21 protein-coding genes and 1 pseudogene are annotated in these 24,773 nt (G+C 50.8%); 12 read left to right on the forward strand and 10 right to left on the reverse strand.

Features of this window, described 5'->3' with window-relative positions; all coding sequences use genetic code 11:
• Positions 1-9 precede the first annotated feature (9 nt).
• Both ACTNE6_RS11290 and ACTNE6_RS11295 read right to left on the reverse strand, forming a co-directional pair.
• Positions 10-1,347, reverse strand: a complete 1,338-nt coding sequence (locus ACTNE6_RS11290; RefSeq protein WP_442496762.1) for a nicotinate phosphoribosyltransferase — start codon at positions 1,345-1,347, stop codon at positions 10-12.
• Positions 1,344-1,949, reverse strand: coding sequence for an isochorismatase family protein (locus tag ACTNE6_RS11295; protein ID WP_442496763.1), 606 nt, complete (start codon positions 1,947-1,949; stop codon positions 1,344-1,346). Before ACTNE6_RS11295 ends, ACTNE6_RS11290 begins: the two co-directional genes overlap by 4 nt.
• Positions 1,950-1,998: 49 nt before the next feature.
• Here ACTNE6_RS11295 and ACTNE6_RS11300 point away from each other — a divergent pair, with 49 nt between their 5' ends.
• The 11 genes from ACTNE6_RS11300 to ACTNE6_RS11350 all read left to right on the forward strand — a co-directional run bounded on the left by ACTNE6_RS11300 (position 1,999) and on the right by ACTNE6_RS11350 (position 15,441).
• Positions 1,999-2,160: a hypothetical protein gene (locus ACTNE6_RS11300; protein WP_442496764.1), complete on the forward strand. Its 162-nt coding sequence runs from the start codon at positions 1,999-2,001 to the stop codon at positions 2,158-2,160.
• 498 nt (positions 2,161-2,658) lie between these two features.
• Positions 2,659-4,314, forward strand: coding sequence for a SulP family inorganic anion transporter (locus tag ACTNE6_RS11305; RefSeq protein ID WP_442496765.1), 1,656 nt, complete (start codon positions 2,659-2,661; stop codon positions 4,312-4,314).
• Between the two features lie 74 nt (positions 4,315-4,388).
• Positions 4,389-6,479 carry a hydrogenase 4 subunit B gene (gene hyfB / locus ACTNE6_RS11310; RefSeq protein ID WP_442496766.1) on the forward strand — a complete coding sequence of 697 codons (2,091 nt, stop codon included), beginning with the start codon at positions 4,389-4,391 and terminating at the stop codon, positions 6,477-6,479.
• Complete coding sequence (locus ACTNE6_RS11315; protein WP_442496767.1) at positions 6,479-7,423, forward strand: respiratory chain complex I subunit 1 family protein; 945 nt, start codon at positions 6,479-6,481, stop codon at positions 7,421-7,423. The genes hyfB and ACTNE6_RS11315 overlap by 1 nt, the downstream gene beginning before the upstream one ends.
• The gene (locus ACTNE6_RS11320; RefSeq protein WP_442496768.1) at positions 7,423-8,100 is read left to right on the forward strand and encodes a formate hydrogenlyase; all 678 of its coding nucleotides are present in this window, start codon (positions 7,423-7,425) and stop codon (positions 8,098-8,100) included. Before ACTNE6_RS11315 ends, ACTNE6_RS11320 begins: the two co-directional genes overlap by 1 nt.
• Positions 8,097-9,560, forward strand: coding sequence for a hydrogenase 4 subunit F (locus ACTNE6_RS11325; RefSeq protein ID WP_442496769.1), 1,464 nt, complete (start codon positions 8,097-8,099; stop codon positions 9,558-9,560). The genes ACTNE6_RS11320 and ACTNE6_RS11325 overlap by 4 nt, the downstream gene beginning before the upstream one ends.
• A complete protein-coding gene (locus ACTNE6_RS11330; protein ID WP_442496770.1) occupies positions 9,557-11,140 on the forward strand; it encodes a hydrogenase large subunit in 1,584 nt (527 codons plus the stop codon). Before ACTNE6_RS11325 ends, ACTNE6_RS11330 begins: the two co-directional genes overlap by 4 nt.
• A gap of 9 nt (positions 11,141-11,149) precedes the next feature.
• Positions 11,150-11,659, forward strand: a complete 510-nt coding sequence (locus tag ACTNE6_RS11335; RefSeq protein WP_442496771.1) for an NADH-quinone oxidoreductase subunit B family protein — start codon at positions 11,150-11,152, stop codon at positions 11,657-11,659.
• A 175-nt stretch (positions 11,660-11,834) separates the two neighbouring features.
• The gene (locus ACTNE6_RS11340) at positions 11,835-12,539 is read left to right on the forward strand and encodes a DUF2490 domain-containing protein (RefSeq protein ID WP_442496772.1); all 705 of its coding nucleotides are present in this window, start codon (positions 11,835-11,837) and stop codon (positions 12,537-12,539) included.
• 59 nt (positions 12,540-12,598) lie between these two features.
• Positions 12,599-14,050: a sensor histidine kinase gene (locus tag ACTNE6_RS11345; RefSeq protein WP_442496773.1), complete on the forward strand. Its 1,452-nt coding sequence runs from the start codon at positions 12,599-12,601 to the stop codon at positions 14,048-14,050.
• Positions 14,047-15,441, forward strand: coding sequence for a sigma-54-dependent transcriptional regulator (locus ACTNE6_RS11350; RefSeq protein ID WP_442499694.1), 1,395 nt, complete (start codon positions 14,047-14,049; stop codon positions 15,439-15,441). The genes ACTNE6_RS11345 and ACTNE6_RS11350 overlap by 4 nt, the downstream gene beginning before the upstream one ends.
• Before the next feature lie 544 nt (positions 15,442-15,985).
• Here ACTNE6_RS11350 and ACTNE6_RS11355 read toward each other — a convergent pair.
• From ACTNE6_RS11355 to ACTNE6_RS11365, 3 genes are all read right to left on the reverse strand, one after another.
• The gene (locus tag ACTNE6_RS11355) at positions 15,986-16,180 is read right to left on the reverse strand and encodes a hypothetical protein (RefSeq protein ID WP_194970550.1); all 195 of its coding nucleotides are present in this window, start codon (positions 16,178-16,180) and stop codon (positions 15,986-15,988) included.
• Positions 16,181-16,651: 471 nt separating this feature from the next.
• Complete coding sequence (locus ACTNE6_RS11360) at positions 16,652-17,926, reverse strand: hypothetical protein (RefSeq protein WP_442496774.1); 1,275 nt, start codon at positions 17,924-17,926, stop codon at positions 16,652-16,654.
• A 19-nt stretch (positions 17,927-17,945) separates the two neighbouring features.
• Positions 17,946-18,566: a polysaccharide biosynthesis/export family protein gene (locus tag ACTNE6_RS11365; RefSeq protein ID WP_442496775.1), complete on the reverse strand. Its 621-nt coding sequence runs from the start codon at positions 18,564-18,566 to the stop codon at positions 17,946-17,948.
• A 148-nt stretch (positions 18,567-18,714) separates the two neighbouring features.
• On the opposite strand from ACTNE6_RS11365, the gene ACTNE6_RS11370 reads away from it, so the two are divergent.
• On the forward strand, positions 18,715-18,999 hold the full coding sequence (locus ACTNE6_RS11370) for a hypothetical protein (protein WP_442496776.1): 285 nt from the start codon (positions 18,715-18,717) through the stop codon (positions 18,997-18,999).
• 158 nt (positions 19,000-19,157) lie between these two features.
• On the opposite strand, the gene xrtE is transcribed toward ACTNE6_RS11370, so the two are convergent.
• The 5 genes and pseudogenes from xrtE to ACTNE6_RS11395 form a co-directional block, all read right to left on the reverse strand.
• Positions 19,158-20,849, reverse strand: a complete 1,692-nt coding sequence (gene xrtE, locus ACTNE6_RS11375) for an exosortase E/protease, VPEID-CTERM system (protein WP_442496777.1) — start codon at positions 20,847-20,849, stop codon at positions 19,158-19,160.
• Between the two features lie 65 nt (positions 20,850-20,914).
• Positions 20,915-21,304 (reverse strand): VPEID-CTERM sorting domain-containing protein, encoded by a 390-nt coding sequence (locus tag ACTNE6_RS11380; protein WP_442496778.1) that lies wholly within the window; start codon positions 21,302-21,304, stop codon positions 20,915-20,917.
• A 476-nt stretch (positions 21,305-21,780) separates the two neighbouring features.
• Positions 21,781-22,704, reverse strand: a complete 924-nt coding sequence (locus ACTNE6_RS11385; protein WP_442496779.1) for a glycosyltransferase — start codon at positions 22,702-22,704, stop codon at positions 21,781-21,783.
• A gap of 81 nt (positions 22,705-22,785) precedes the next feature.
• A pseudogene (locus ACTNE6_RS11390) lies at positions 22,786-23,348 on the reverse strand (hypothetical protein); the annotation flags it as partial.
• Between the two features lie 15 nt (positions 23,349-23,363).
• On the reverse strand, positions 23,364-24,647 hold the full coding sequence (locus ACTNE6_RS11395; RefSeq protein WP_442496780.1) for a nucleotide sugar dehydrogenase: 1,284 nt from the start codon (positions 24,645-24,647) through the stop codon (positions 23,364-23,366).
• Positions 24,648-24,773 lie beyond the last annotated feature (126 nt).

A 24,773-nucleotide genomic window follows, 5' to 3' on the forward strand; every position in this document is an offset into this window, starting at 1 on the left:
GAAGGTGAATTAAAAGAGGGTCTGTTCATCCACGCTTTTCGCCAGCGCGTGCAGCTCGGCAGAAATAATCACCGGATACTCGGACATGTCAGAAAGCCGGCGTAATGCCTCTGGCAACCGGCTTAACTGTCTTTTGGCATATTCCCTGGATGCCGTCAGCAAAGGTTGCGGCGTCACGATTCGTCCGGCCTGCATGACCGGTTGCAGTAACGGCTCTCCCGTGCATGGAACGTTTTCAACCGTCACGGTATCGCCGCACATGAAGCCATTGTCATCATAATTACGATAAACCTGTTTACGCCCGGGCCAGGTTGCCTTGCCTTCCGAGCGTTTGCGTCGGGTGATGCCTGCATATTCCTGCAATTTATAGGCGCAGTCGAAATAAGGCGCATCGGCCGAGGTGTCCAGATGCGTGCCGATGCCGAAACCGTCTATCGGCGCCTGCTGCGCCGTCAATGCTTCAAGCTTGTATTCATCAACACTGCCGCTGGCAAAAATGGTGGCCTGCTGAAGACCGCCTTGGTCGAGAATCCTTCTGACCTTTTTGGCGTGTTCGGCCAGATCGCCGCTATCGATGCGCACGCCTTTAATTTTTATGCCTTGCGATTGCAGCGTATTGGCCAGATCGACGACTTTCTGCGCGGCCGCCTCGGTATCGTAGGTGTCGATCAACAACACGACATTATCCGGATTGGCTTTTGCGAAATCGATAAAGGCCTCGCTTTCGCTGTCGTATGTCTGTACGAAGGAGTGCGCCATCGTGCCGTAAGTCGGAATATCGAAATACATGCCAGCGTTCACCGTCGCGGTACCGTCGAAGCCGGCCAGATAACTGGCCCGTGCCGCCAGCAGCGCAGCCTCGCCACCATGAGCGCGGCGCATGCCGAAATCAACGAGCAGTTTGTCCGGCGCGATCAATACCGAGCGCGCGGCCTTGGAAGCGATCAGGGTCTGGAAATGCAGCAGATTGATGAGCCTGCTTTCGACCAGCTGCGCTTCCGGCAGCGGCGCGGTAATGCGCAAAATCGGCTCATGTGGAAAAAATACGGTGCCTTCGGACATTGCATGCACATCGCCGGTAAATCTGAAGGCGGCGAACCGATCGAGCACAGCCGGCTTGAACTGTCCTGTACTGGCGAGCCAATCAATTTCATTCGAGGAGAATTGCAGTTCCTGGAGATAAATCAAAGCCTGGGCAAGCCCCGCCGCGACCATATAGCCGCGGGACTTGGGCAGTTTCCGGATAAAAAACTCGAAGACCGCAGGCTCTTCCCTGTTCTGTTCATAATAACCCTGCAGCATGGTCAACTGATAGAGATCAGTCAGCAATGCACTGCCGGAGATCATGGAATCATGGACAAGGTAATGAGTTTAGCGCCCTTTTGAATCATTTCGTCGATGGCCTTTTGACCATCCTGGGGCTGAACATTAATGGCCCGCACGGCATCGGTCAGCAAGAAAACTGGATAGTTCAGAGCCAGCGCATCGCGCACTGTATTCAAAACGCAATAATCGGTAGCAAGCCCGCCGACGAACAAACGTCTGGCGCCGACACTGTCGAGCTGCTGTTTGCAGACAGGCGTTTCGAAGGCCGAATAGCCGTCGCGCTCAACTTCAGTTCCTGCCGAGATAATCTGTACGGACGCCGGAAGATGCAGGGCGGCCGAGAATTCCGCGCCCTTAGTGCCGATAACGCAGTGCTCAGGCCACGGTCCGCCCTGTTCAATAAAGGAACTGTGATTTTTCGGATGCCAATCGCGCGTTGCGAATATGGGCAGCCCACGCCGGGCAAATCGCTCAATGTAACCGTTCAGCGCCGATATCACCTGCTCCCCGCCAGGCACCGGCAGGCTGCCGCCAGGCAAAAAATCGTTTTGCAGATCCACTATGACCAGGGCATCGCCTTCAGCCAAACTGATTTTTTCATATCCGCTGTATGTGCTGGTCATAAATCACCGGGGGCGACACCATGGCCTCAGCAGAGCGATTAGGTTGGGCATGGCAACCATCGCAATTACCCGAACCGGGCATATCAAAAGTTCTATCGTCAATCAGATTAACATTTTGAGGCATGTTCGTCCGGGCTTGCGTAACGGCTTCAGGCGCGTCGACACTAAAGGCGTCAACACCAAATTTGACAGTCAGGATTCCCCCAAATAACAGCAGAACGGATAAGACGATTTTTTTTATATTCATAATCGATCGATTTGGTTTGTGGCTTTATCAGTAGAGTTAACAAAGTAAAAATGCCAATGAATTTTTCTAGCCATGATAACGCCCGTCACTGTTCTGTCCCTGGGTGAGATTAGAATCCTGAAAACTCATTTTCATTTATGCTGAATTTATATCGAAAAGCATTTATCCGGTAAATCAGTACAAAAACTTATATGGGTTGACTTGTTGCGGATATTGAAACGGGTTCGCTAGCTTTAATCAATTTGAAAAGTGCATTGGGTGCTTTCCAGCTCATCGGTGCAAATAAACCGATGATGGTGGTTTTGCACCTTCGCTTTTTTAATCACGCCACCGTCGGATGAATTAATAAATCAATATTTTTTACAATAAATCATAAGGTTAAGTTTAACCATATAATTGGCATGATAAGTGCTTTCTCAGTGTTCTGAATACACAAATTTTTAGCATTGTGAGGACTTAACCATGATCAAGACTTCGCTATCGGCATTACCTAAAACCGGACTGGCTGGCTTGAAAGAGCACTGGCGCAGCGATTTGCTGTCCGGGTTTCTGGTATTTCTTATTGCCTTGCCATTATGCCTGGGCATCTCGATGGCATCCGGGTTCCCGCCTTCGGCCGGGATTATTACAGCCATTATCGGCGGCATACTGGTTTCACGCATCAACGGTTCATACGTGACAATCAACGGACCGGCCGCCGGCTTGATCGTCGTAGTTCTGGGCGCGGTGCAGACGCTGGGAGAAGGCGATGCGATGGCCGGCTACCGCTATACGCTGGCGGCGATCGTCGTTGCCAGCGTGCTGCAGATTCTGATGGGTGTCTTTAAGGCCGGCCGCCTCAGTTCTTTTTTTCCGGCATCGGTCGTGCACGGCATGCTGGCCGCGATCGGCATCATTATCATGACCAAACAGATCCACGTCATGCTCGGCGTGACGCCTGAGGATGGCAGTCTGTTTTCGACCATGGCGCAGATTCCGCATAGCTTGCTGCACCCTAATCCGGAAATTGCCCTGATCGGCTTGACTGGGCTGATCATTCTGGTCATCTGGTCGCTGCTGAAAAATCCTACGCTGAAAATGATTCCGGCGCCCATTCTCGTCGTGCTGGCCGGCATGGGTCTGGGCCGTTATTTCGACTTGAATCACGAGCATATGTATCTGTTTTTGCCGGATGCGCCTTTCATAAGCCATCACGAAGCAACGGTCGGTCCGAGGTTTCTGGTGGCGATATCCGACAATTTTATGTCCAGCTTTTACTTTCCCGATTTTTCCAAGCTTATGACAGCCGAATTCTGGGAGGCCGTGGTCAGTATCAGCCTGGTAGGCAGCCTTGAAAGCCTGCTGAGTGCTGTCGCAGTAGACAAATTAGACCCTTATAAACGCCATTCCGATCTGGACCGCGACTTGACGGCAGTGGGCATTGGCAATCTGATCGCCGGCCTGATAGGCGGCATGCCGATGATCGCCGAGATCGTACGTAGCTCCGCCAACGTCAACAACGGCGCCAAAACCGGCTGGGCCAATTTCTTTCATGGCGCCTTGCTGTTGCTGTTCGTCGTGCTTTTCCCGCGCCTGATCCACAGCATTCCCTTAGCGGCATTGGCGGCATTGCTGGTCTATACCGGTTTTCGCCTGGCCTCGCCCAAGGAATTCGCCAAAGTCATGGGCATCGGAAAAGAACAGTTCTTTATTTTTATGGTCACAATAATCGGAGTTCTGGCAACCGATTTATTGATCGGCGTTGCCATCGGTATTTTGGTCAAACTGACCATTCATGTTTTGCGCGGGGTCTGGCTCAGGAACCTGTTTAAAATTCATTTTGACATTGACCGGCCGAATAATGATACCGTTGTGGTCAAACTGACGGGTTCGGCGATTTTTTCTAACTTCCTGCCGCTGAAAAAAGCGCTGGCTACGCTGGAACCGGGCAAAACCGTTGTCTTTGATCTATCGGACGGCTATCTGATCGATCATACCGTCATGGAATTCATTCATGACTACATGCACAACTACGAAGCGCACGGCGGCCATTGCCGGCAAATAGGCAGGGCTTCGGAAAAATTCTCGGATCACGCGCTGGCCGCGCGATTAATGACAGCCGACGAAAGGAAAAGCTAAGCCTTAGCCTTTTAGCACCAAAGAATGGGCGATCAACCGATCGCCCTGCCCTGAATCGCTTTACGGAGAATTGAATGATTCTTGTACTGGTTTACTGCTCCATCCTGTTCAGTTTCGTCTCCTGCCTGCCGGCGTTGCTGATCCATCAGCGCCGCAATATCAATCTCCTGGCGCTTAGTCGGCGTTGGGGAATTGATGATCTGGAAGATCCGCGTATTCCAATTCTGGTGCGACAAGCTGTATTCGGCTTGCTGGGCCTGTCGGGATTTTTCGCCGTACTGGCCGGTTTGGGCGCGCTGATCAGCAATGAAGTATTCACTGACAAGATTGGTCTCGGCCTGCCCTGGCTGCCCTGGCAAGTGCGGTTCGACAATCTTTCAGGCTTCTTCTTTTTAATCATCGGCATTGCCGTTAGTGCCGTCAGCATTTACGGCCCCGGCTATGTCTCGGCCTTCGAAGAAGACAAACATCCATTTGCCGTCCTGAGTTTGTTCAGCAGCCTTTTCATTGCCGGCATGTTGCTGGTGCTGTTGGCCGATGACGCCTTCTTTTTCATGATCGCCTGGGAACTGATGTCGGTCGCCAGCTACTTTCTGGTGGCGTTTCAGCATGACAACCCGGCCAACCGGCGCGCGGCTTTTCTTTACCTGCTGATGGCGGAAATCGGAGCGCTGGCCATTATTCTGGGCTTCGGCGTGCTGGCCAGCTTTGCCGACGGCTTCACATTCGATGCCTTGCGCGAGGCCCGGCTGTCAACCGCCTGGGCCAGTATCGCGTTTGTGCTGGCATTGCTGGGCTTTGGCATGAAAGCGGGGCTCGTGCCCGTGCACGTCTGGCTGCCGGAAGCGCATCCGGTGGCGCCGTCGCATATTTCCGGCCTGATGAGCGGCGTGATGCTGAAAGTGGCATTGTACGGCCTGATCCGGTTCTGCTTTGACCTGATCGGCGAGGTACACTGGCAATGGGGGCTGGTGCTGATGATAGTGGGCACATTATCGGCCCTCGGCGGCATTTTGTACGCCATGATGCAGACCAATTTAAAGCGGCTGCTGGCTTACAGTTCGGTTGAGAATATCGGCATTATCTTTATGGTGCTGGGCCTGTCGATGATTTTCATGGCACAGCATCATCCTCAACTGGCGGCGCTGGGTTTTCTGGCGGCGCTGTTTCACGCTTTCAACCATGCGTTATTCAAGAACCTGCTGTTCCTGAGCGCAGGCATTATTCATCATCAAACGCATGAATTGAATATCGACCTGATGGGCGGCCTGATCAAACGCATGCCGAAAACCAGCATGCTGTTTCTGATCGGCTTCATGAGCATTTCGTCGTTGCCGCTATTTAACGGCTTCGTATCGGAATGGCTGGCTTTCCAGACGGCACTGCAGGTCGATGTCATCGATAATGGCATTTTGCGCAGCCTGATTCCGGTCGCAGCCGCCGCTTTGGCACTGACCGCAGCCCTGGCGGCGGCCTGCTTCGTCAATGTCTTCGGCATCATGTTTCTGGGGCTGCCCCGCTCGCGGCATTCCGTTAAAGCACAGGAAATTACTGATAAAGGCATGCTGATAGGACCTGCCCTGCTGGCCAGCCTGTGCTTTCTGTTCGGCATCTTTCCAGGCCTGATGATCGGTCTGATCAATAACATTGCCGGGCAAGTGCTGGGAGCGTCTTTGCCGGACGGCGCCAAACTGAGCTGGCTGCATCTGGCCCCGGTCTCTGCTGAGCAGGCATCCTATTCGGCGCCTTTGGTTCTGGTCGGAGCCCTGATCGCAGCCGGCATCTGTTTCCGGTATCTGCGCCGCAGCCCTGCAACGGTCATGCGCCGGGCTGAAACCTGGGACTGCGGCTTCGGCGGCCTGACCCCGCGCATGCAGTACAGTTCCAGCGCCTTTACTATGCCGTTCAGGCGTATTTTCGCCAAAGTCTGGATTATCGATGAACAGATCAGGAAAGACAGCCAGGGAGCAATGAATCAGGACGTCGCGGCCATCCATTATTCCCTGCAAATTCACGATCACAGCTGGCCGCATCTGTATCAGCCGATCGAGCGCGCCGTCAACAGGACGGCCAGGCTGGTCGGGCGTATTCAGACCGGCAATATCAGGACTTATCTGGGCTATTCGTTCGTTACCTTAATCATTATGTTATGGATCATCAGTTAATGAATTGGTTATTGGCAATTTCACAAACCATTTTATTTGTTGCGCTGGCGCCCCTGCTGGCCGGCTGGATCAAAAAGTGCAAATGCCGCTTGCAAAACCGCAAGGCGCCGTCCTTGCTCCAGCCTTACCGGGACTTGCTCAAGCTGACGCGCAAGCAGCCGGTGGTCTCGGATCAGGCCTCCTGGATCTTCACGACCTCCCCGTACATCATATTCTCGGCCATGGTGCTGGCCGCCAGCATCGTGCCGCTGATCGCCGTCGATCTGCCCACCTCGGCCAACGCCGATGTCATCGTGCTGATCGGTTTTTTTTCCTTTGCCCGTTTTTTTCTGGCATTGGCCGGCCTGGACATCGGCACAGCCTTCGGAGGCATGGGCTCATCGCGCGAAATGACGATATCATCGATGGCGGAGCCCGCCATGCTGATGAGTATTTTTGCGCTGACCATGTCCGCCTCTACGACTAATCTATCGTTCGCTATCGGTCATGTGCTCGATGAAGGACTGGTCTTGCGCCCTTCATTCATCTTCGCGCTGCTTTCGCTGATGCTGGTCGCGATTGCCGAAACCGGGCGCATCCCGGTCGATAATCCGGCTACGCACCTGGAGCTAACCATGATCCATGAAGCCATGATTCTGGAATACAGCGGCCGCCATCTGGCGCTGATAGAATGGGCTAGCCAGTTGAAACTGATGCTGTACGGCGTACTGATTGCCAACATCTTTTTTCCCTGGGGCATTGCCAAGACAATTGCGCCTGTGGATTTGAGCTACGGATTATTGGCTATCCTGGGCAAATTGGCCTTGCTGGCGGTTCTGCTGGCACTATCGGAAACACTGTTCGCTAAAATGCGCCTGTTTCGCGTGCAGGAATACCTCAGTTTTGCTTATTTGCTGGGCTTGCTGGGCATGTTGAGCCATATCATTCTGGAGGGAGCTCGCTGATGAATATCGGGCAATTGGACTTTTATACGCAGGCCGTCTTATCGCTGGCGGCATTGGTTGGGCTCACGTCTTTTCTGATGCTGGGCCAGGGGCGAGTATTGCGGCTGATTTTCGTGTTCGCCGTACAGGGTTTGCTGCTGGCTTTGACTACCGCTGTGGCCGCCTACAGTATGAATATCCATCATTTGTATATTTCCGCCACGCTGACACTGGTCCTCAAAGTGTTTTTTATCCCGTGGATGCTGCGGCGCTTAGTGTTGCAAATGGACATGCACCGCGATGTTGAGGCGTTGAAAAATAATTCTGCGGTGATGCTGGGCGGCGCCAGCCTGATGGTATTCAGCTATTACATACTGCACCCTATCGTACAAACGTCTTCTCTGGTCATGCTGAATGCGCTGGCCGTCAGTTTGTCCGTGATGTTACTCGGCATGCTGTTGATGATCTCGCATCGGCAGGCTGTCGCTCATGTAGTCGGTTTCATGTCGATAGAAAACGGCTTGTTTTTTGCCGCTGTTGTCGCCACTCATGGTATGCCGATGGTAGTCGAACTGGGCGTGGCGTTCGATGTGCTGATCGCGGCCGTGCTGTTCGGCATCTTTTTCTTTCATATTCGCACCAGTATTGATTCGCTCGATGTCGACAAGCTGAACCGCTTGAGCGAGGTGGAAAAATGATCGCAGCCTATCTGGTGCTCTTGATTCCTCTGCTCGGCATGGCCTTTTTTGCACTGGCTGGGCACAGAGCCGATTCAGGCCTGTTGAATATCCGATTAAACGCCGTCAATCTGGTTGCCACTGTCTGGCTGGCCATTAACGTGTTGCGCGAAGGTACGATTCTATCAAGCGGCAAGGCGTTCCTGATCGACCCGTTCAACGTCTACCTGATCGTGCTGACCGCTTTCGTCGGCCTGACTACGGCCATTTTTTCTGCGCCTTATATGGAACACGAGAAGGAGATAGGCCGGCTCAACGATGCGCGCCTGAAGCTTTACCATGCCATGTACCAGGGCTTCATGCTGTCGATGTATCTGGTGCTGATGACCAACAATATGGGCATTTTGTGGGTCGCGATGGAAGGCGCGACACTGGCGACGGTGCTGCTGGTCAGTCTTTACCGCACGCCTGAATCGGTGGAGGCGGCCTGGAAATATTTCATCCTCTGCGGCGTCGGCATCGCGCAGGCGCTGTTCGGCACGATTTTGCTCTATTACGCGGCCGAGCAGATAGGCAGCGAAGAAAACGCCCTGCTCTGGTCGGTGCTTTATGAAAACGCCGACAAGCTGAACCCCGAAGTGCTTAAAATCGCGTTCGTGTTCCTGCTGATCGGCTACGGCACCAAGATCGGCCTCGTGCCGCTGCATAACTGGCTGCCCGACGCCCATTCCGAAGGCCCGACGCCGATGTCGGCGGTTTTATCCGGACTTCTGCTCAACGATGCGCTCTATGCCGTCGTGCGCAACAAAATGCTGGTTGACGGCGCCAGCCATTCCGATATGGCCGGCTTCCTGATGATGGGATTCGGCCTGCTGTCTTTCCTGATCGGCTCCTTGTTCCTGCACCGGCAAAAAGACATCAAAAGGCTGTTCAGTTATTCCTCGATCGAGCACATGGGCATGATGACGTTCGCTTTCGGCATCGGCGGCCCCTTGGCGACTTTTGCGGCTTTGCTGCATATGACCGTGCATTCCCTGACCAAGTCGGCGATTTTCGTGACGGTCGGCCATGCATCGCAGCTCGCCGGTACGCAAAGCATGGAAAAAATACGCGGCCTGATCAAAACCCAGCCGGAAATCGGCTGGGGCCTGCTGATCGGCACGGTTTCAATTGCCGGCTTCCCGCCTTTCGGCGTCTTCACCAGCGAGTTTCTGGTGTTGCTAGCCACGATGCACAGCTATCCGTGGCTGGCGCCGTTGTTGTTGCTGGGCATCGGTATCGCCTTCGCGGGCCTGTTCCGGCATATCCAGCCGATCGTCTATGGCGACAAGCCCGAAGGCCAGCAACCGATAAAAGCCAATCTGTGGCCGGTTATGATCCATTTGGGATTGGTGCTCTGGCTGGGCCTGGCGATTCCGGGCTTCCTGGCTGACTGGTTTTCACAGGCGACGATATTAATCTCAGGGAGTGCGCCGTTATGAGTCATTCAAATTCCAGCTGGAAGACCGATTTTTTAAAGCAGACCAACGAAGCCGGCCTCTCGGTTGAACAGCTCGCCATCGGCCCGTTGAGCCTGTGGCAGATCATCAGCAGCGACTGGCAACGGTTTGCGGAGCTGGCCGTTCAGCACAATCTGCGCTGGGCGGCCGGCTGGGCGGAGCAGGAGCAGGAATGGTTTCTGATCAATGCCTGTTTCGAGAAGCAGGGCCGCCATGTCCTGCTCCGGACCCGGATCCATAACCCGAAACCGGAACTGCCTTCTCAGGCCACGGTTTATCCGACCGCCAGCCGCAGCGAGCGCCATACGCAGGATATGTTCGGCCTGAATTTCGTAGGTCATCCCGACAATCGCCCCTGGATACGGCACAAGGCCTGGCCCAAAAACAGCTATCCGTTGCGCAAGGACTTTCCTGTTCAGGGCGAGCCGGAAGCAATCACGCCGCCCGATCGGGATTATCCGTTCGTCAAGGCTTACGGTGCGGGCGTTTATGAAATTCCGGTCGGGCCGGTTCATGCCGGCATTATCGAGCCCGGCCATTTCCGTTTTCAGGCCGTGGGCGAAACCATCCTGAATCTGGAAGAGCGCCTCGGCTATGTGCACAAGGGCATCGAGAAAATCGCCGAAGGTCGTACGCCCGAGCAACTAGCGCGGCTGGCAGGGCGAATTTCGGGTGATACCACGGTCGGGCATTGCTGGGCGGCCTGCATGGCCATGGAACAGGCCGCCGGTGTTGACATTCCGCCGCGTGCGGCCCTAATACGCGGCATTCTGGCCGAACGCGAACGGGTCGCCAATCATTTGGGCGACATGGGCGCTATCTGCAATGACGTCGGTTTCGCCTTTGCGCAAATGCAGTTCACGCGTCTGCGGGAACTGTGGCTACGAACCAATGCGCAACTGTTCGGCCACCGTCTGTTGATGGACCGTATTGTGCCGAGCGGCGTGGCTTGTGATCTGTCTGAACAGGCCGGCGTCGCGATCAAACGGGAGATAGCTCACCTGAAAGTCGAATTTAGCGAGATTCTGCCGGCTTTGGACTTGAATTCATCCCTGGAAGACAGGCTCTACACGGCGGGCTTCCTATCCGAAGACATCGCCGCCGCTCTCGGCACGCTGGGCTATGTCGGCCGGGCCAGCGGGCAGGATTTCGATGTGCGCCGCGATGCGCCTTATGCGCCTTATGACCGGCTGACTGTCAAGGTGCCGGTGGAAACGCAAGGCGATATCGCCTCTCGCTTCTGGGTCAGATACAAGGAGATCAGCGTTGCCCTGAAACTGATAGGGCAATTCATCGATCTGCTGGCGCCGGGCGAACTGCGCAGCGCATGGCAATCACCTGCGGAAGGTCGTGAAGGTCTGGGCATCGTCGAAGGCTGGCGCGGCGAAATCATCACTTATGTCCGTTTTGACGCCGGCAATACCGTCGCCCGCTTCTATCCGCGCGACCCTAGCCTGCTGAATTGGCCGGCGCTGGAAAAACTCGTGCTGGACAACATCGTGCCGGATTTTCCGGTCTGCAACAAATCCGTGAACGGTTCCTATTCTGGACATGATTTGTAGGAAAAACACATGCTGAGACTGTTTAAAAAAATTCTGACAACCGGCGTGGTCACCGAACGGGTTAAAGCGCCGAAAGATGATGAGCTCGAACAGCTCGGCATCGAGATCAAAAGGCATATCGACCGAAAATTCGCCGGCAGTATCGCGATCAGGCAAGTCGATGTCGGCTCCTGCAACGGCTGCGAACTGGAGATCCATGCGCTCAATAATCCTTTCTACGACATAGAACGCTTCGGCATTCATTTCGTCGCCTCGCCCCGGCATGCTGATGTGCTGCTCGTGGCCGGCCCGGTTTCACGGCACATGCAGACTGCATTGCTGCGTACTTATGAGGCGACGCCCGATCCGAAATGGGTTATCGCAGCCGGAGACTGTGCCGCCTGCGGCGGTGAGTTTGGCATTTCCTACGCCAGTTGCGGCGCAGTGTCTAATGTCATCCCGGTGGATATGATGATTTCCGGCTGCCCGCCTACGCCGTTGGCATTGATGAAGGGCTTGCTGGGGTTGATGCAGAGATAAAATTAGGTTACGCATCGCGTACCATTTTCCAAATATTATCCAGCTCAATAAAGGTACGCGGTGCGTACCCTACATGAGTTTCCAATCAGCCGGTATAATCCCCCATGATGCAGTGCGGCAATAACTGGACTGCTTCCTTTGCCTGTAACAAAAATAAAACATAAAGTTAAGAACAATGAAGATATCAAAGATGAGGCTGGCTTTACCGCTAATGATTGGCCTGACGCTTTCTGATCCCATAGCCGCCAAGACGGCGGAGGATTTTCAAACCTGGGGCAATATCACGGCCACGGGCAGTTTGGGCGTCCTCAATCCCGAACTGAAGAGCTTCAAATACTGGCTCGAAGGCCAGGGACGTTTCGGCGAGGATACTTCGCGCTTCTCGCAGGGCATGCTGCGTACGGGCCTCGGTTATGCACTGAACGACAATACCAGTGTCTGGCTAGGCTACGCCTTCATTCCTACCGAGGAGCCTTTCGTCGTCACGCCGGTTGACGAGCATCGTATCTGGCAGCAATTACTGTGGAGCGAGAAATTTTCGTTCGGTACGATCACCAGCCGCAGCCGCCTCGAGCAGCGCTTTGTGCAGAACGGCGAAGATGTCGGCTGGCGTTTCAGGCAGTTGTTGAAACTATCAACGCCATTGCCTTTCGCGACCGATTTCAGCCTGGTGGCAACCGACGAGTATTTCGCCAATATCAACCGAACCGACTGGAACGACGATGGCTTTGACCAGAACCGAGCATTTGCTGGCATCGGCTACAATTTTGACAAAAACACCCGAACGGAAATCGGTTACATGAACCAATATATCCGCAAGGCCGTCGGACCTGACAGAATGAGTCATATCCTGTCTGTTAATTTGTATTTGAATTATTGATGCAAATGGCGCAAGGTGAAGCTTTCCTCCCTTACCTTGCGCCTTGAATCCTATTCCGAATGAAATCACTCTTTTATCGTCCTGTCCAACTGCGCGGCTTGGCGTTTCTGGGACTGCTTTTGCTGGCGCTGGCCATATTAGGCGGCATGATCTGGCGCAACCTGCACCGTTTTGAAACCGTTTTATCGTATGTCACCTATTCTCATCGCATTCAGAATGTATCGGTAAGCTTGCAGCAGTCGCTGATCGAATACCTGACCGGAGCAGTGCCGGTTGTGCCGCCCGAAGCCTTGTCCAGAACCCTGGAGGAAATGGACGCGTTAATGACCGATAACCGTCATTTATCGGAAAAAACCCGGCAAAGCCTGGGGACGGTCAGAGATCTGCTGATCGATGTGGGCGAACTGGATCAACTGGAAAAAAACACGCGTCTGATCAAAGCGCTCAAGGTCATGAGCAATACGCTCGAGAACGAGTCACTGCAACGCGAATATTTGCTGGAAAACATCAGCCGCACCACGGAAACCGAACTTTACCTGGCATTGGTCATCCTGGCCTGGACCCTGATAGTGGCCGTGCTATTTCTACATAGCCGCATCCTGCACCCGCTCAATGATTTGAAGCAACTCCTGCAACGGCTGACAGAAGAAAACTACACGCCGATCACGACCGATCACCTTGATCCATTGCTGCTGCCGGTATTCAACAGCTATAACGAAATGGTCAAGCATCTGGCGGAACTGGAGGAAGTCAAACGCCTGCATGCCCAGTCCCTGCAGCAGGAAGTCAAACTGGCCACGCAGGCCCTGCTGGAACAGCAATCAAGCCTGGCGCGGGCGGAGCGGCTGGCGGCGATAGGCGAAGTGGCGGCGGAACTGGCGCATGAAATACGCAACCCACTGGCCGGCATTCAGATCGCGTTCAGTAATCTCCGCCGCGAAATTCAGGCGCCCGACCAGCAGGAAAGGCTGGATATGATCAGCGAAGAACTGAAGCGTCTGGCCCGGCTGCTCAACGAGATGCTCGACCAGAGCCGGCACTCGCCGGAGCCGGCGACCGAATTCGATGCGGCCTCGCTGATTCGCGATCTGGTCACGTTGACGCGCTACCAGATTGCCGAAACCGTGCGTCTGGAAATCGACACGCCCTGCCCGCTGCCGGTGCAGTTGCCCGAGAGCGCGCTGCGCCAGGCGCTGCTGAACCTGATCCTGAATGCGGCCGAGGCGCTGGAAAGCGAACCGGGCGTGGTCAGCATCAAAGCGCGCAAGGATGCGCAAGGACTCCATATCGATGTCATAGACAACGGTCATGGCTTTTCAGAAGATATACTGAACTATGGCATTCGCCCGTTCCGTACCAGTCGCCAGCGCGGAACCGGACTGGGACTGGCTATGGTTCAACGCTTTGTCAAAGATATGGGCGGCAGCATCAGACTCACCAATTACCAGCCGCATGGCGCCTGTGTGTCTATCGTTCTGCCGAATAGTCACCTTGCCGGAGATCAATCCTGATGGAAACCCTGCTAATTATCGAGGACGAAAAACTGTTGGGCTCGGAGCTGTCACGCCACTATCGGCAATCCGACTGGGAGGTCATGCTGGCGACCTCGCTGGCCGAAGCCGAGGAATTATTGCTTAGGGATGAGATGGAGCCTTTGCTGATCCTGTCCGATATGAATCTACCGGATGGCAATGCACTGGATTTCATGGAAAAGATGAAAAAAAACATCAGCTATGCCGAATGGCTGTTTCTGACTGGCTACGGCAGCGTGCCGGATTCGGTCCGGGCCTTGCGTTTGGGCGCTTATGACTTTCTGGAAAAGCCTTGCGATCTGGATCGCCTCGATCTGGTCGTCAACAGCGCAGCCCGCAGCGCGGCGATACAGCGCCGGGTTATTGATCAGACACGGCAGGAGCATAGGCGCTATTCGCCGGAAGCCTATGTCGGATCGAGCCGCCAGGCGCGCAATGTCCGGGAATTGCTGACGCGCCTGACCAAAGTCCCTTTCAGCGCCCTGATCATAGGTGGCGAGACAGGTACCGGCAAAGGACTGGTGGCGCGCATCCTGCATTATGGCGGCGCCAGGGCGCGGCACCCGATGATCGAAGTCAATTGCGCCGCTCTGCCGCGTGAGCTGCTGGAATCGGAATTGTTCGGTCACGAACCTGGAGCCTTTACCGGCGCCTCGGGACGTCACCGCGGCCTGCTGGAGCAAGCCGACGGCGGCACGCTGTTCATGGATGAAATCGGCGAAATGCCGCTTGATTTACAGGCCAAGCTGCTGAAAGCGATTGAAGACCATAAAGTGCGGCGCTTGGGCGGCGAGAAGGAAATTACGGTCGATGTCCAGATTATCGCGGCCAGCAACCAGGATCTCGAGCAAATGATACGGGACGGCAATTTCCGCAGCGATCTTTACCACCGCCTGAACGTATTCCGCGTGATGCTGCCTCCTTTGCGCGAAGCCAAGGAGGATCTGGATGAGCTGGTGCCGCTGTTTGTCGCCGAATACAACGCCAAGGCCGGCCGCCATGTCAAAGAGATTCCAGAACAGGTCTGGGATAAATTGCGCGCCCATTACTGGCCCGGCAATGTCCGCGAACTGCGCAACGTCATAGAACGCTGTGTGCTGTTTGCAGACGGTCCGGTTTTTCCGGTCCAGTGGCTGCAATTACCCGGCCAGGAAAGCACGGCTTCGGAAGACACGGCTTCCGGATCGAAAGACAGGATTTGTTTACCATTGGACGGCAGCATGGCGCTGGAAGACATGGATCGCTTCATTATCAAGACCGCCCTGGAACGGGCCGACAACAATCTGGCCGCTGCAACGCGGGCATTGGGCACTACCCGGGAAACGTTGCGCTACCGGGTGCGCAAATATAATCTTAAAACGACGGATTGATTTAAGATTTGGCTAAAAATAACTTTCCTGTTGAGCGATAAAACCAGCATTTATATAGAGGCGAATGTTATTTTTCAAAAGCCAGGGAAATTGTTTCCCGCCGCACCCTAAATTGATATCGGTTGTGGCTTCGTGGTCACTATCCGAAACGAGAAGGCAATATCGGCAACGTTGTTTTAGAGGATCCGACTCCGAAGAAAAATTTCCACTGAAACTCAGGAACTCTCTGGGGCTAACTCTACCTGCGGGTTAATTTATCTGCGAAATTGATTAATGTCCTTTCATTAAAACGTTGTTAAGTTCACTATTGGAGCTGGTTATTCCCAGGAATCGGCTATGAGCCAATTCTTTTTTAACAATTTTATAATTGCTGCCTTATCCATTTTATTATCTCAATTTCAAGCTCCTGGATCCTGCTCCATATTTTTCTGATTTTGGAAGGCCGAGTACTCTGAACTTTGATTTCATTAGGCACTAAAAACCTGCCCCCCTTGCAATGAAGGCAGCCGTTCAATTCAGAACTAATGACTAATCTTCGCTTGAGCTAGCCATGTCCATAGCGTGGTGTTATTCTTAACGGTTTGAGGACAGGCTTGTGCCGCGGGTCAATTATGCGTTGGATATAGTCAAGCATATCGGGCTGATTATCCCCTTTTAAAAACGTAGGATTAACGGCAACCGGAACAGCTCTGACTTTACCGGTTTCCTTGTCTAAAACTTCAACGGTTATCAATGACACGTCTTAATCTCCTGCAAGGTTGTAACCCGGATCGGGCAAGTATTTACAGCGGTCTATTCTGAGCTTCAGTATGATTTACTGTGAATTTAATTCAATTAGGACTAATACTTAGGCACTAATACTTATTAATTGAGCGTAACTGATTTTATTAGTTGAATCGGTACGATCGTGTTGACTTTCAAACCCGGCAACGGCACGTGCCTCAATGGCGAAAAATGATTGTTCATCCAGTTGTCGATTCTTTTCTGGCCTGCTGCATGTATGACGCCCCGTTGGATGCCTTTTAATCAGATCGACGGCAGTTGCACGATTAACGATCTGCTCGTGCAAGTGGCGTCAAACCCGACTCGAAACGCACCGAATAACGTTTCTATGAACGGCAGGACATTCGGGTAAACGCCAACCTCGCTCTCTCTTAGGTCGGCTGATGAGTGCAACGCTTTGATAACCGTTGCTTGTTGACTTAAGAAGCTAACGGGAACGCTGAATGCCATCCCAAGAATAATTCAGAAAAAGCATCACGGCATTGGAATGACTCGTTCCCACATTGATATTCCGCAAATTCTGGAGATTTTGCAGATTCTGGTCCTGCTGGTAATCCTGCCAGCTGTAAACATAGCTGCCCTTGAGCTGCCAGTTTCTCGTGGGCTCCCAGGCAATGCCTGCGACCGTTGTGAAGTAGGTGCGATCAAATTGGCTGCCTGTCGACTGGCCGCCGCCGATTGATTGGTTATTTGAGAAATTTCCCGAGAGATCCAGCAAAAGATGTTGGGTAAAACGATAAGAATAATTGGCGAAGACGTTGTGGTTTTGCAACGTTTGCCCCAAGGAGCTAGGATCAATAGAATTGGAATAGCCGGCAGAGAACTTAGTCAGCTTGCCGTCATAGGTTACATCAATATTGGCCTTACTGCCCAGGGATACTGAGGAATTCTGTTCCTGCGAAACACCACCGAAATTCTGTCCCACGCCGTCAACCCATACAGGTCCCCCACCGACATTAAATGACCAATTTTCATCGATTTCGTAATTGCCCCCGAGCACAAAGCCAAACAGATTTTGAGTCGTTGCATTTAGAGCCGATATGCCAAATCCAGTGTATTTGATATTGGAATAAAAGAGATTTCCTGTCAGGGTAAGGCGTCGGCTCCACTCATGACTCTCGCCCAGACTAACGGCGTAAGTCTCATTGCCGCTGAAATTCAGTGAACCTTGGTTATTGAAGGCAACGCCGACAAATGAATTGCTATAGCTTGTCTTGGAGTAAGAGCCAATCAGGCTCAACTTGTCGCGCTCTGTCCACTGCCAGGCCCACGAAGGTTCTACCCGATACTCTTCAGACTGACTATTAGGCACAAGCAACCCTGTGTCTGTAATTTGCTGGGCATAGGAGCAGCTAACACTGTAACCGCCACTTAAACCATAAACGCTGCGCTTGGTCTTATATTGATTGTTAAGACTTAGACTATAGTTATCGCAATCCCAGTTCGAATCATCATAACGGCGAATATCACCCAGCCCTTCAAATGCGATATCCAATACCTCCGTTTTTCGGCTGGCTTGCAGGCTGGGCCTCAAGACGTATCCGGCAACAGAGTCCTTGCGAATAGTATTCAATGATATATTGTCATTGTACTCAAGCTGTTGCCCCAGGTCCCCTTTCACTTCCCATTCGGCGGCGGCTACGTCTTTTCCAAAACCAATGCAGGCCAGCGCGAGCATGGCCATTTTTCGTCTGTAGTACATGCTTTCCTTTTAAAATTGTTCATGGCGCCACGATAGTATCGCCGCTTTGCAATAAAATATTCGATTCTATATTTTCGCCGTCTTCAACATCGCCGTACTCAAAAGGCAAGGACTTGGCTCGACCATCTGCTTCACGCCTCAATACGATAATGCTGTTTTTCTTGGCAAATTCTGTCAGGCCACCGGCCATGCTCAAGGCTTGCATTACATCCGTAGGCCTTGTCATCACAAATGCCCCCGGATGGGCGACCTCGCCGGTCACATAAATCATATTGCCCGTTGCGGCGAGTAACCTGACGTTTACTTCGGAGTCCGGAATAAATTGTTTAAGGCGTTCCCGTAGTAAACTGACTAACTCCTCAGTCGTTTTACCGGCAGCGGCGACATGGCCGACCAGAGGAAAAGAGATTGTGCCGTCCGGCAGCACCACTACATCCTGTTTTAACTTTTCCTCTTCCCAGACGGTAATTTGCAGCTTATCGCCCGGATTGAGGCGATAATTGCTATCCGCCTGAGCAAAAGCCTGACCAGGCAGCCAAAGCATGCAACCCAAAAAGAAAGCTAAAAGACTGCCTCTATAATTTGGAAATATCAAACTTCTCAAGGTGAATGTATTCATTTGCTCGCTCTCCAAAAACACTACGTTAACTTATCAATATGTATTGACCTCTAAACTGAATTTGAAAAACCCCAAACTACCAACCAATGAAAAATCAGCATTTAAGCCTCTCATCCAATCATAACAACTTTTTCTCTTCCAGGGCTCGAGGCACTTCCTGTATTTTCCAATGTACATTTTAATTGCAGTTCTAACTTCAGCCATAAGCTTATCATTTTTCAAAGGAGGGGCGTTATTTCTTTCCAGTGACTTATTGAATGAATATTTCATGACATTTCTACCCGGCTCTTTAAATTGGCAACTGGCCATTGAAGCTGTAGCAGCAGGGCTGCGGAGTGCCAAAGGCGCGCAATCGGCGCAAAACGGAATTCTGATGAAAATAGTCGGCAGATTGAAAAAGTCACGGTTTTATTACGGAAAAATTTACTCCGCAGAAGGAATAAAATGCGTGTAAGCCGATTTCCCCCTATCAATGAACTGCTCCCCTTTCCAATCATATACATCATTTCAATACCATCGATTTTTTATAATTTTGCTGATGAAACGCTAATCCTGATCAGCAATATTATTCAGACTGCGGCAGCGCTTTGCAGCCTCCGGTTTCATCATTTTTTATGACCATAAAGACCATTTCGCCTGGGTCAGGACAAAAACGGCAATCAATGCGTTGGTCGTCATATGGGCAATGACGGCGTCACCAAGCTGCCCGCGACGATATAGAGCCAGGGCATAACCCATTCCGGCCAAGATTCCGGCAACCCAGCGTTCATGCATTAATCCGAAAAGTACGGAGGTAGCCATGAATGAAAACCATGAGAACTGCCCAAGCGGTACATTTTCAAAGTCTTTCGCGGTTAATTTGCGAATCAAGTAACCGCGGAAGGCAAGCTCCTCAGCCAAGGGCACCGCGATTGCCGACCCAATCACGCGAAAAGCCAGCCAGATCACAGCCGATCCGCTCGTGAGTTCCGCCAATCCCTGTGATAATGCAGTCTTGCTGCTGTCAGCGTCGGGCTCCAGCAACATCCAGATCAGGAACACTGCAGTGCCGATTAACAGCGCCTGCCAGGACCAACTCCAACCGAGGCCTTTATAGGCATCGCGGAAGTAGTAAAGCGCCACCGCGATAGCTGCCACGCGGACAGGATATAGTCTATCAAAGCCGCTGGAAAAGGCTGACGACACCATTGAAGCAGCCATCAAAGCCAATAACGGAACAAGCAGAGCCGCTGCAAGAGATTTGTCGGCTCCAACAACGGGAAAGCCTGAGTTGGCAATGGTAAAAAACTGCATCCTGTTAGACAAAGCAATCGCACCGATGGCAATTAAAGTGAAGGCTATCCAGCCGGCTTGGGCGTGAAAGCCTTGTAGCGCCACTTCAGGAGAGAAGGACGCGCCGATCGCAATCAACATGGCAATACGTACGGCATTGGCCAACCAGATAAATAATATGCCTAGAGGAAAAAGCCAAAAGGCTTGCGGGAAACGCAGTGCCTTACGGAATAGCCAAAGATAAATAGCAAGAAATAAGGTAATTAGGGCAATCCCTTCCAAACCTGAGCAAGGATAAAAGATTTCAACCTGAAAAGAGGGTGTACCTAGCAAGAATTTTTCCGGCTGATAGACGAGGGGCTGATAGACGAGGTCGTCATAAATCCAGCTGAGCAGTGCATGGACGAGCTGCATGGTAGGTATGGACAAAGAGTTCCAGAATTCTTCTTGACCTAAGAATCCTTCTCTTCGATTGAGCACTCTTATGGTCTGCCAAGCGCCTATCCCCAGCATGCCTCCCATTAGCAATGCTGTATATTCCTGACGGATCAGCCGCAGCCAGAACTGCCCTGGAGCCAGAGCGAGCAGCCATAACAGCAAAGTTGCGCTCAACAATGTAAACCAAACTGTAAACCAGAATGCTGTGAGCCGAGCGGGATTGACCGGTGTTGCAAATAGGAATGCAGTAACAACTGCGAACGCAAAAAAAGTGAAAATGTGGAATGCTAACCAAATCGACCAATGATACTCGCTCGACTGCTCCCGTAAACTGCCAAGCACGGCTTTAATCCGCGGGCTAAAGATAAGGAGATTGGCGCAGATGATCCATAGGCCAATCCGCCAAATCTTATTCGAAGAATGGAATAACCGAACTGACCAGCTAACCTCAGTCTCCAGGAGTGGCGGCATATCATGCCTGATCGTTATCGCCATGAATTCGAATGCCAGAATTGCCAGAAGCAATGACCAGCGGATTGCTAATCGTTTTGAGGTTGCTATGGTGCAAAATTGTGTTACATATTCAGTCATCATTCGGCAAAGGTGAGAAAGAGCGGATCAGCATAAGTAGTATGCTGATCCGGTTTTAATGCTATAGATCAGGAAATGTTAACCCGTCGAGACCGAGGCCTTTCGCCCGCCAACAATAAAACACCGGTTAGCAAAGCGATCGCACTGGTTCCGGATGCGGCATCAATTTCTGGAGCAACGCCTCTTACTACGCTACCTGTAGATGTAGAACCATTTGTAACTCCACCTGAAGGTGTAGATCCATAAGATTGCTTTGACTCATAATTCCCAACCTGCCACATCTTATTACGCCAAGCATGTATTTTACGGTGCAAAGTGTTTAGCTTATGTACAAGTGTCGATCGAGAGAACCAATCCGATTTACCATTGTTTGTTTTGCTGTCTTCGTCAGCCCAGACATTGCCTGTAGTTAAGAACATAACCGCTATACCCGCTAATAACATTTGTCGAATATTCATATAAACTCCTTCGCTTGCTTTCTCATTTATTAATAAAAGACCAAACTACTTTCGTTTATAGATAAAGCCACAAACCATCGAATGAATTAACGATAGGGCATTCGGCTCCAGGTCGTTTCACTTCTAAATCTTTTCTAATGATCGCGTTTCATTTCATGCCTTTGTTTTTGAATTGCTGCTGCTGAATTGAGCCGCAACATTTCAAAATTTTGAGCAATACCATGCACTATTTTTTCCATTATTTTCTAGCAGTCTAAGTTAGCCGCCTAACTACTATGATACATCGCTCAAAATTCATTATTCTTTATCCTGCTCAACCTTACAATGAGTATCAACACCTAGGTAATTTACGCAATAACCTGATTTACGGCGATGCAAAAAAGCAACAGCGATATATATGTCCGCCTCCGCCTGACTTTAGAATTTTAATGACCCGGTACAGTTAGTGGGCGCAAACAGGAAGAGATATTTTTCATCTACTTTGACTTGACTGAAACATTACAAAATAGCAATACCGATTTCATTAGCCTTCTTATATCGAATGGCTCTAGGACAAAAGCTGTTCCAGCCGCACGACTTGCCTCTAAATAGCGTTCCTGATCAGCTAAAATATTTGCCAAATGGGACCATTTTGCAGCCAATCGCCTGTTGGCAATCGCATGAGCTTTCGGATGGACTTCTTCGGTCCGAGCTTTGATATTGGAAAAGACTGTTATTAAACTTTGAAGACATTCTTCCCGCTCAGCCCCGGTCTGATTTACATGAAAGCGTCTTTTCAAAAAAGGTTCAGAAATATAATGAAAGCGCATTTTCATGGAGGCCCTGCTGAACCAGTCTTCATCCTCTCCAAAGCATAAATTCTCATCAAAGAACCCTACTTCCAAAAATGTACTCTTCCTGCAAAGCAAAGTTCCTAGGTGAAAATATCGTCCCGCGGCTACATCGAGGACGGGGTCGAGCACATAGCCCGAAGTATCGCAACGAGGCCATATTACACTTTTGCATTGGTTGAGAAATTCCCGGTCCTCTTCATGGTCAACAAACCATTCCACCTCTTGAAAGCTCAGAATATCATCACCTAATACCCTATTTATCTGAGCGTTGAGTTTGCCGGGAGACCAAAGGTCATCACTGTCCAGGAAGGCAAGCAGTTCGCCGCTGCTTTCCCGAACGCCGCGGTTCCGTGCAGCACTGACGCCACGATTTTCCTGATATATGTAACGAATAACATTCATGTACGGCTTAAGCACATCCTGTGTGCCATCTGTTGATCCGTCATCCACAACAATAATTTCAAGATCATCAATATTTTGATCTAGTACGCTGGTAACGGCTTCGACGATAAACTTACGACGATTAAATGTAGGAATTATGACCGTAATATATTTTTTACTTTGCATAATAGTGGTTTCTTTTAGGTTTCTGATTGTTCGACTGATGTTATGCAGTCTGCATTTTTGCAATTCAAAATAGGCCTTCTAATTGCCCTTATATCTGATCTTCAAGCATTCCAGCTTGAACACGGCATAGATGACCAAACACAGGGTTGTTCTGCATGATCACCATGCGAGTTGGAGATTTTGCCAACCCGCATTGGCTTTCAGGGACTTATGAAATTCTTCGACTTGCCATCGTTGCTGGCAGATCGACCTGTTAGCCATCGCACCTTAAATCACTGCACACCAGATTCAGCAAGCTGGTGCTGCCGTCTTTATTTGCAGACCCTCCGCACAAAAAGCGCTTCTTGTTCGAAGCCCATCAGCCAACCATGCCAGCACATGATCTCGCCCTCATCCGTCTATGCTTTTTCCTGAATCCTATCATCAAAAATCAGACAGCCGGCCTCGCGCTCAAGCTGTCGCACCATCGATTTGACCTCCCACCATAAATCTTTCGAGGTATAGTCTCGCTCCGATAAAAACCTCGTCAATTAATCATGATTTACTTCGCCGTTCAGCATTGCTGGCAAACTTATTACTGTCGCATAGCTGGTGTGGCTGATTAAATAATCGGTGCATAACTCAAGCTCATCAGTTAAAACAATTTCTACTATGAAATATTACAACCTCCAAAGTTTAATGCCTTTTGGTACCCTCTCTCTTTCAAGCTTGGCTTTGATATCTATAACTATGCCTGTCTCATCATGTAATAAACCTAACAAATAAGACCAATCCTTATCTAAAAAGTAATCATGCGGTACAGCTAACAGCACGGCATGAGCGGGTTTCAGTTCATCTTCTGATGATAATTTAACCCCATATTCTTCCATTATTTCATTTGAATCCGACAGGGGATCGAACACCTGCACATTAATGCCGTAGGTTTGCAATTCTCTATAAATATCAATGACTCGTGTGTTTCTTATATCGGGAACATTCTCTTTAAACGTAAAGCCTAAAATAGTGACTACGCTGCCTCTGACGCACTTTTCGGCTTTGATTAATTCCTTTACCGTCTGAGCGGCTATGAAGTTTCCCATACTGTCATTAATACTGCGCCCGGACAGGATGACTTGTGGCGTATAGCCTAAAGTTGCCGATTTATAAGTAAGATAATAAGGGTCAACGCCTATACAGTGTCCTCCCACCAGTCCGGGATCGAATGGCAAAAAATTCCATTTTGTTGATGCCGCGGCCAAAACATCTCTTGTATCAATATCCATTTTATTGAAAATCAAAGCCAGCTCGTTCATTAATGAGATATTTAAGTCCCTTTGAGTATTCTCAATCACCTTGGCTGCTTCCGCGACTTTGATGGTAGCTGCTTTATGTACACCAGCCGTAACCACGGATTCATAAACAGACGCTACAGTTTCCAGCGTTTCAGGCGTATCTCCTGACACTACTTTAGTAATAGTCTTAAATGTATGCTGCCTATCGCCGGGATTAATTCGCTCAGGCGAGTACCCGACATTAAAATCGATACCCCATATCAACCCCGATTCCTGCTCCAGAACTGGAATGCAATCTTCCTCTGTAGCTCCCGGATAGACTGTTGATTCATAAACAACAATATCACCTTTTTTAAGTTGTTTACCCACAGTTCTTGAGGCCTTGATTACCGGCCTCAGATCCGGCTGTTTGGCTTTATTGACCGGCGTAGGCACCGCAATTATATGAAAATTTGCTTTTTTCAAATCTTCAGCATTACAGGTATATAAAATATTGGCTTTCGCCAATTCTTCCCCATCTATTTCATTGGTGCGCTCAATGCCTTTTTTTAGCTCCTCAATGCGTATTGAATTGATATCGAATCCGATAACCTGCTGACTTTTACCAAATTCGACTGCAACCGGCAATCCGACATAACCTAAACCAACTACTGATATTTTTCTGTTATGCATACTTACCTCCTAATTCCGTAACAATCTCTATACCATTCAACAAAATCGTGAAAAACATAAAATCTGTTAATGTAATTACACACTAGATAAGAAACATCCGGATAAGCATCGGGAACATCTCCAGGC

Origin of the sequence: Methylobacter sp. sgz302048 (assembly GCF_052162025.1) — a bacterium.
GTDB lineage: Bacteria > Pseudomonadota > Gammaproteobacteria > Methylococcales > Methylomonadaceae > Methylobacter.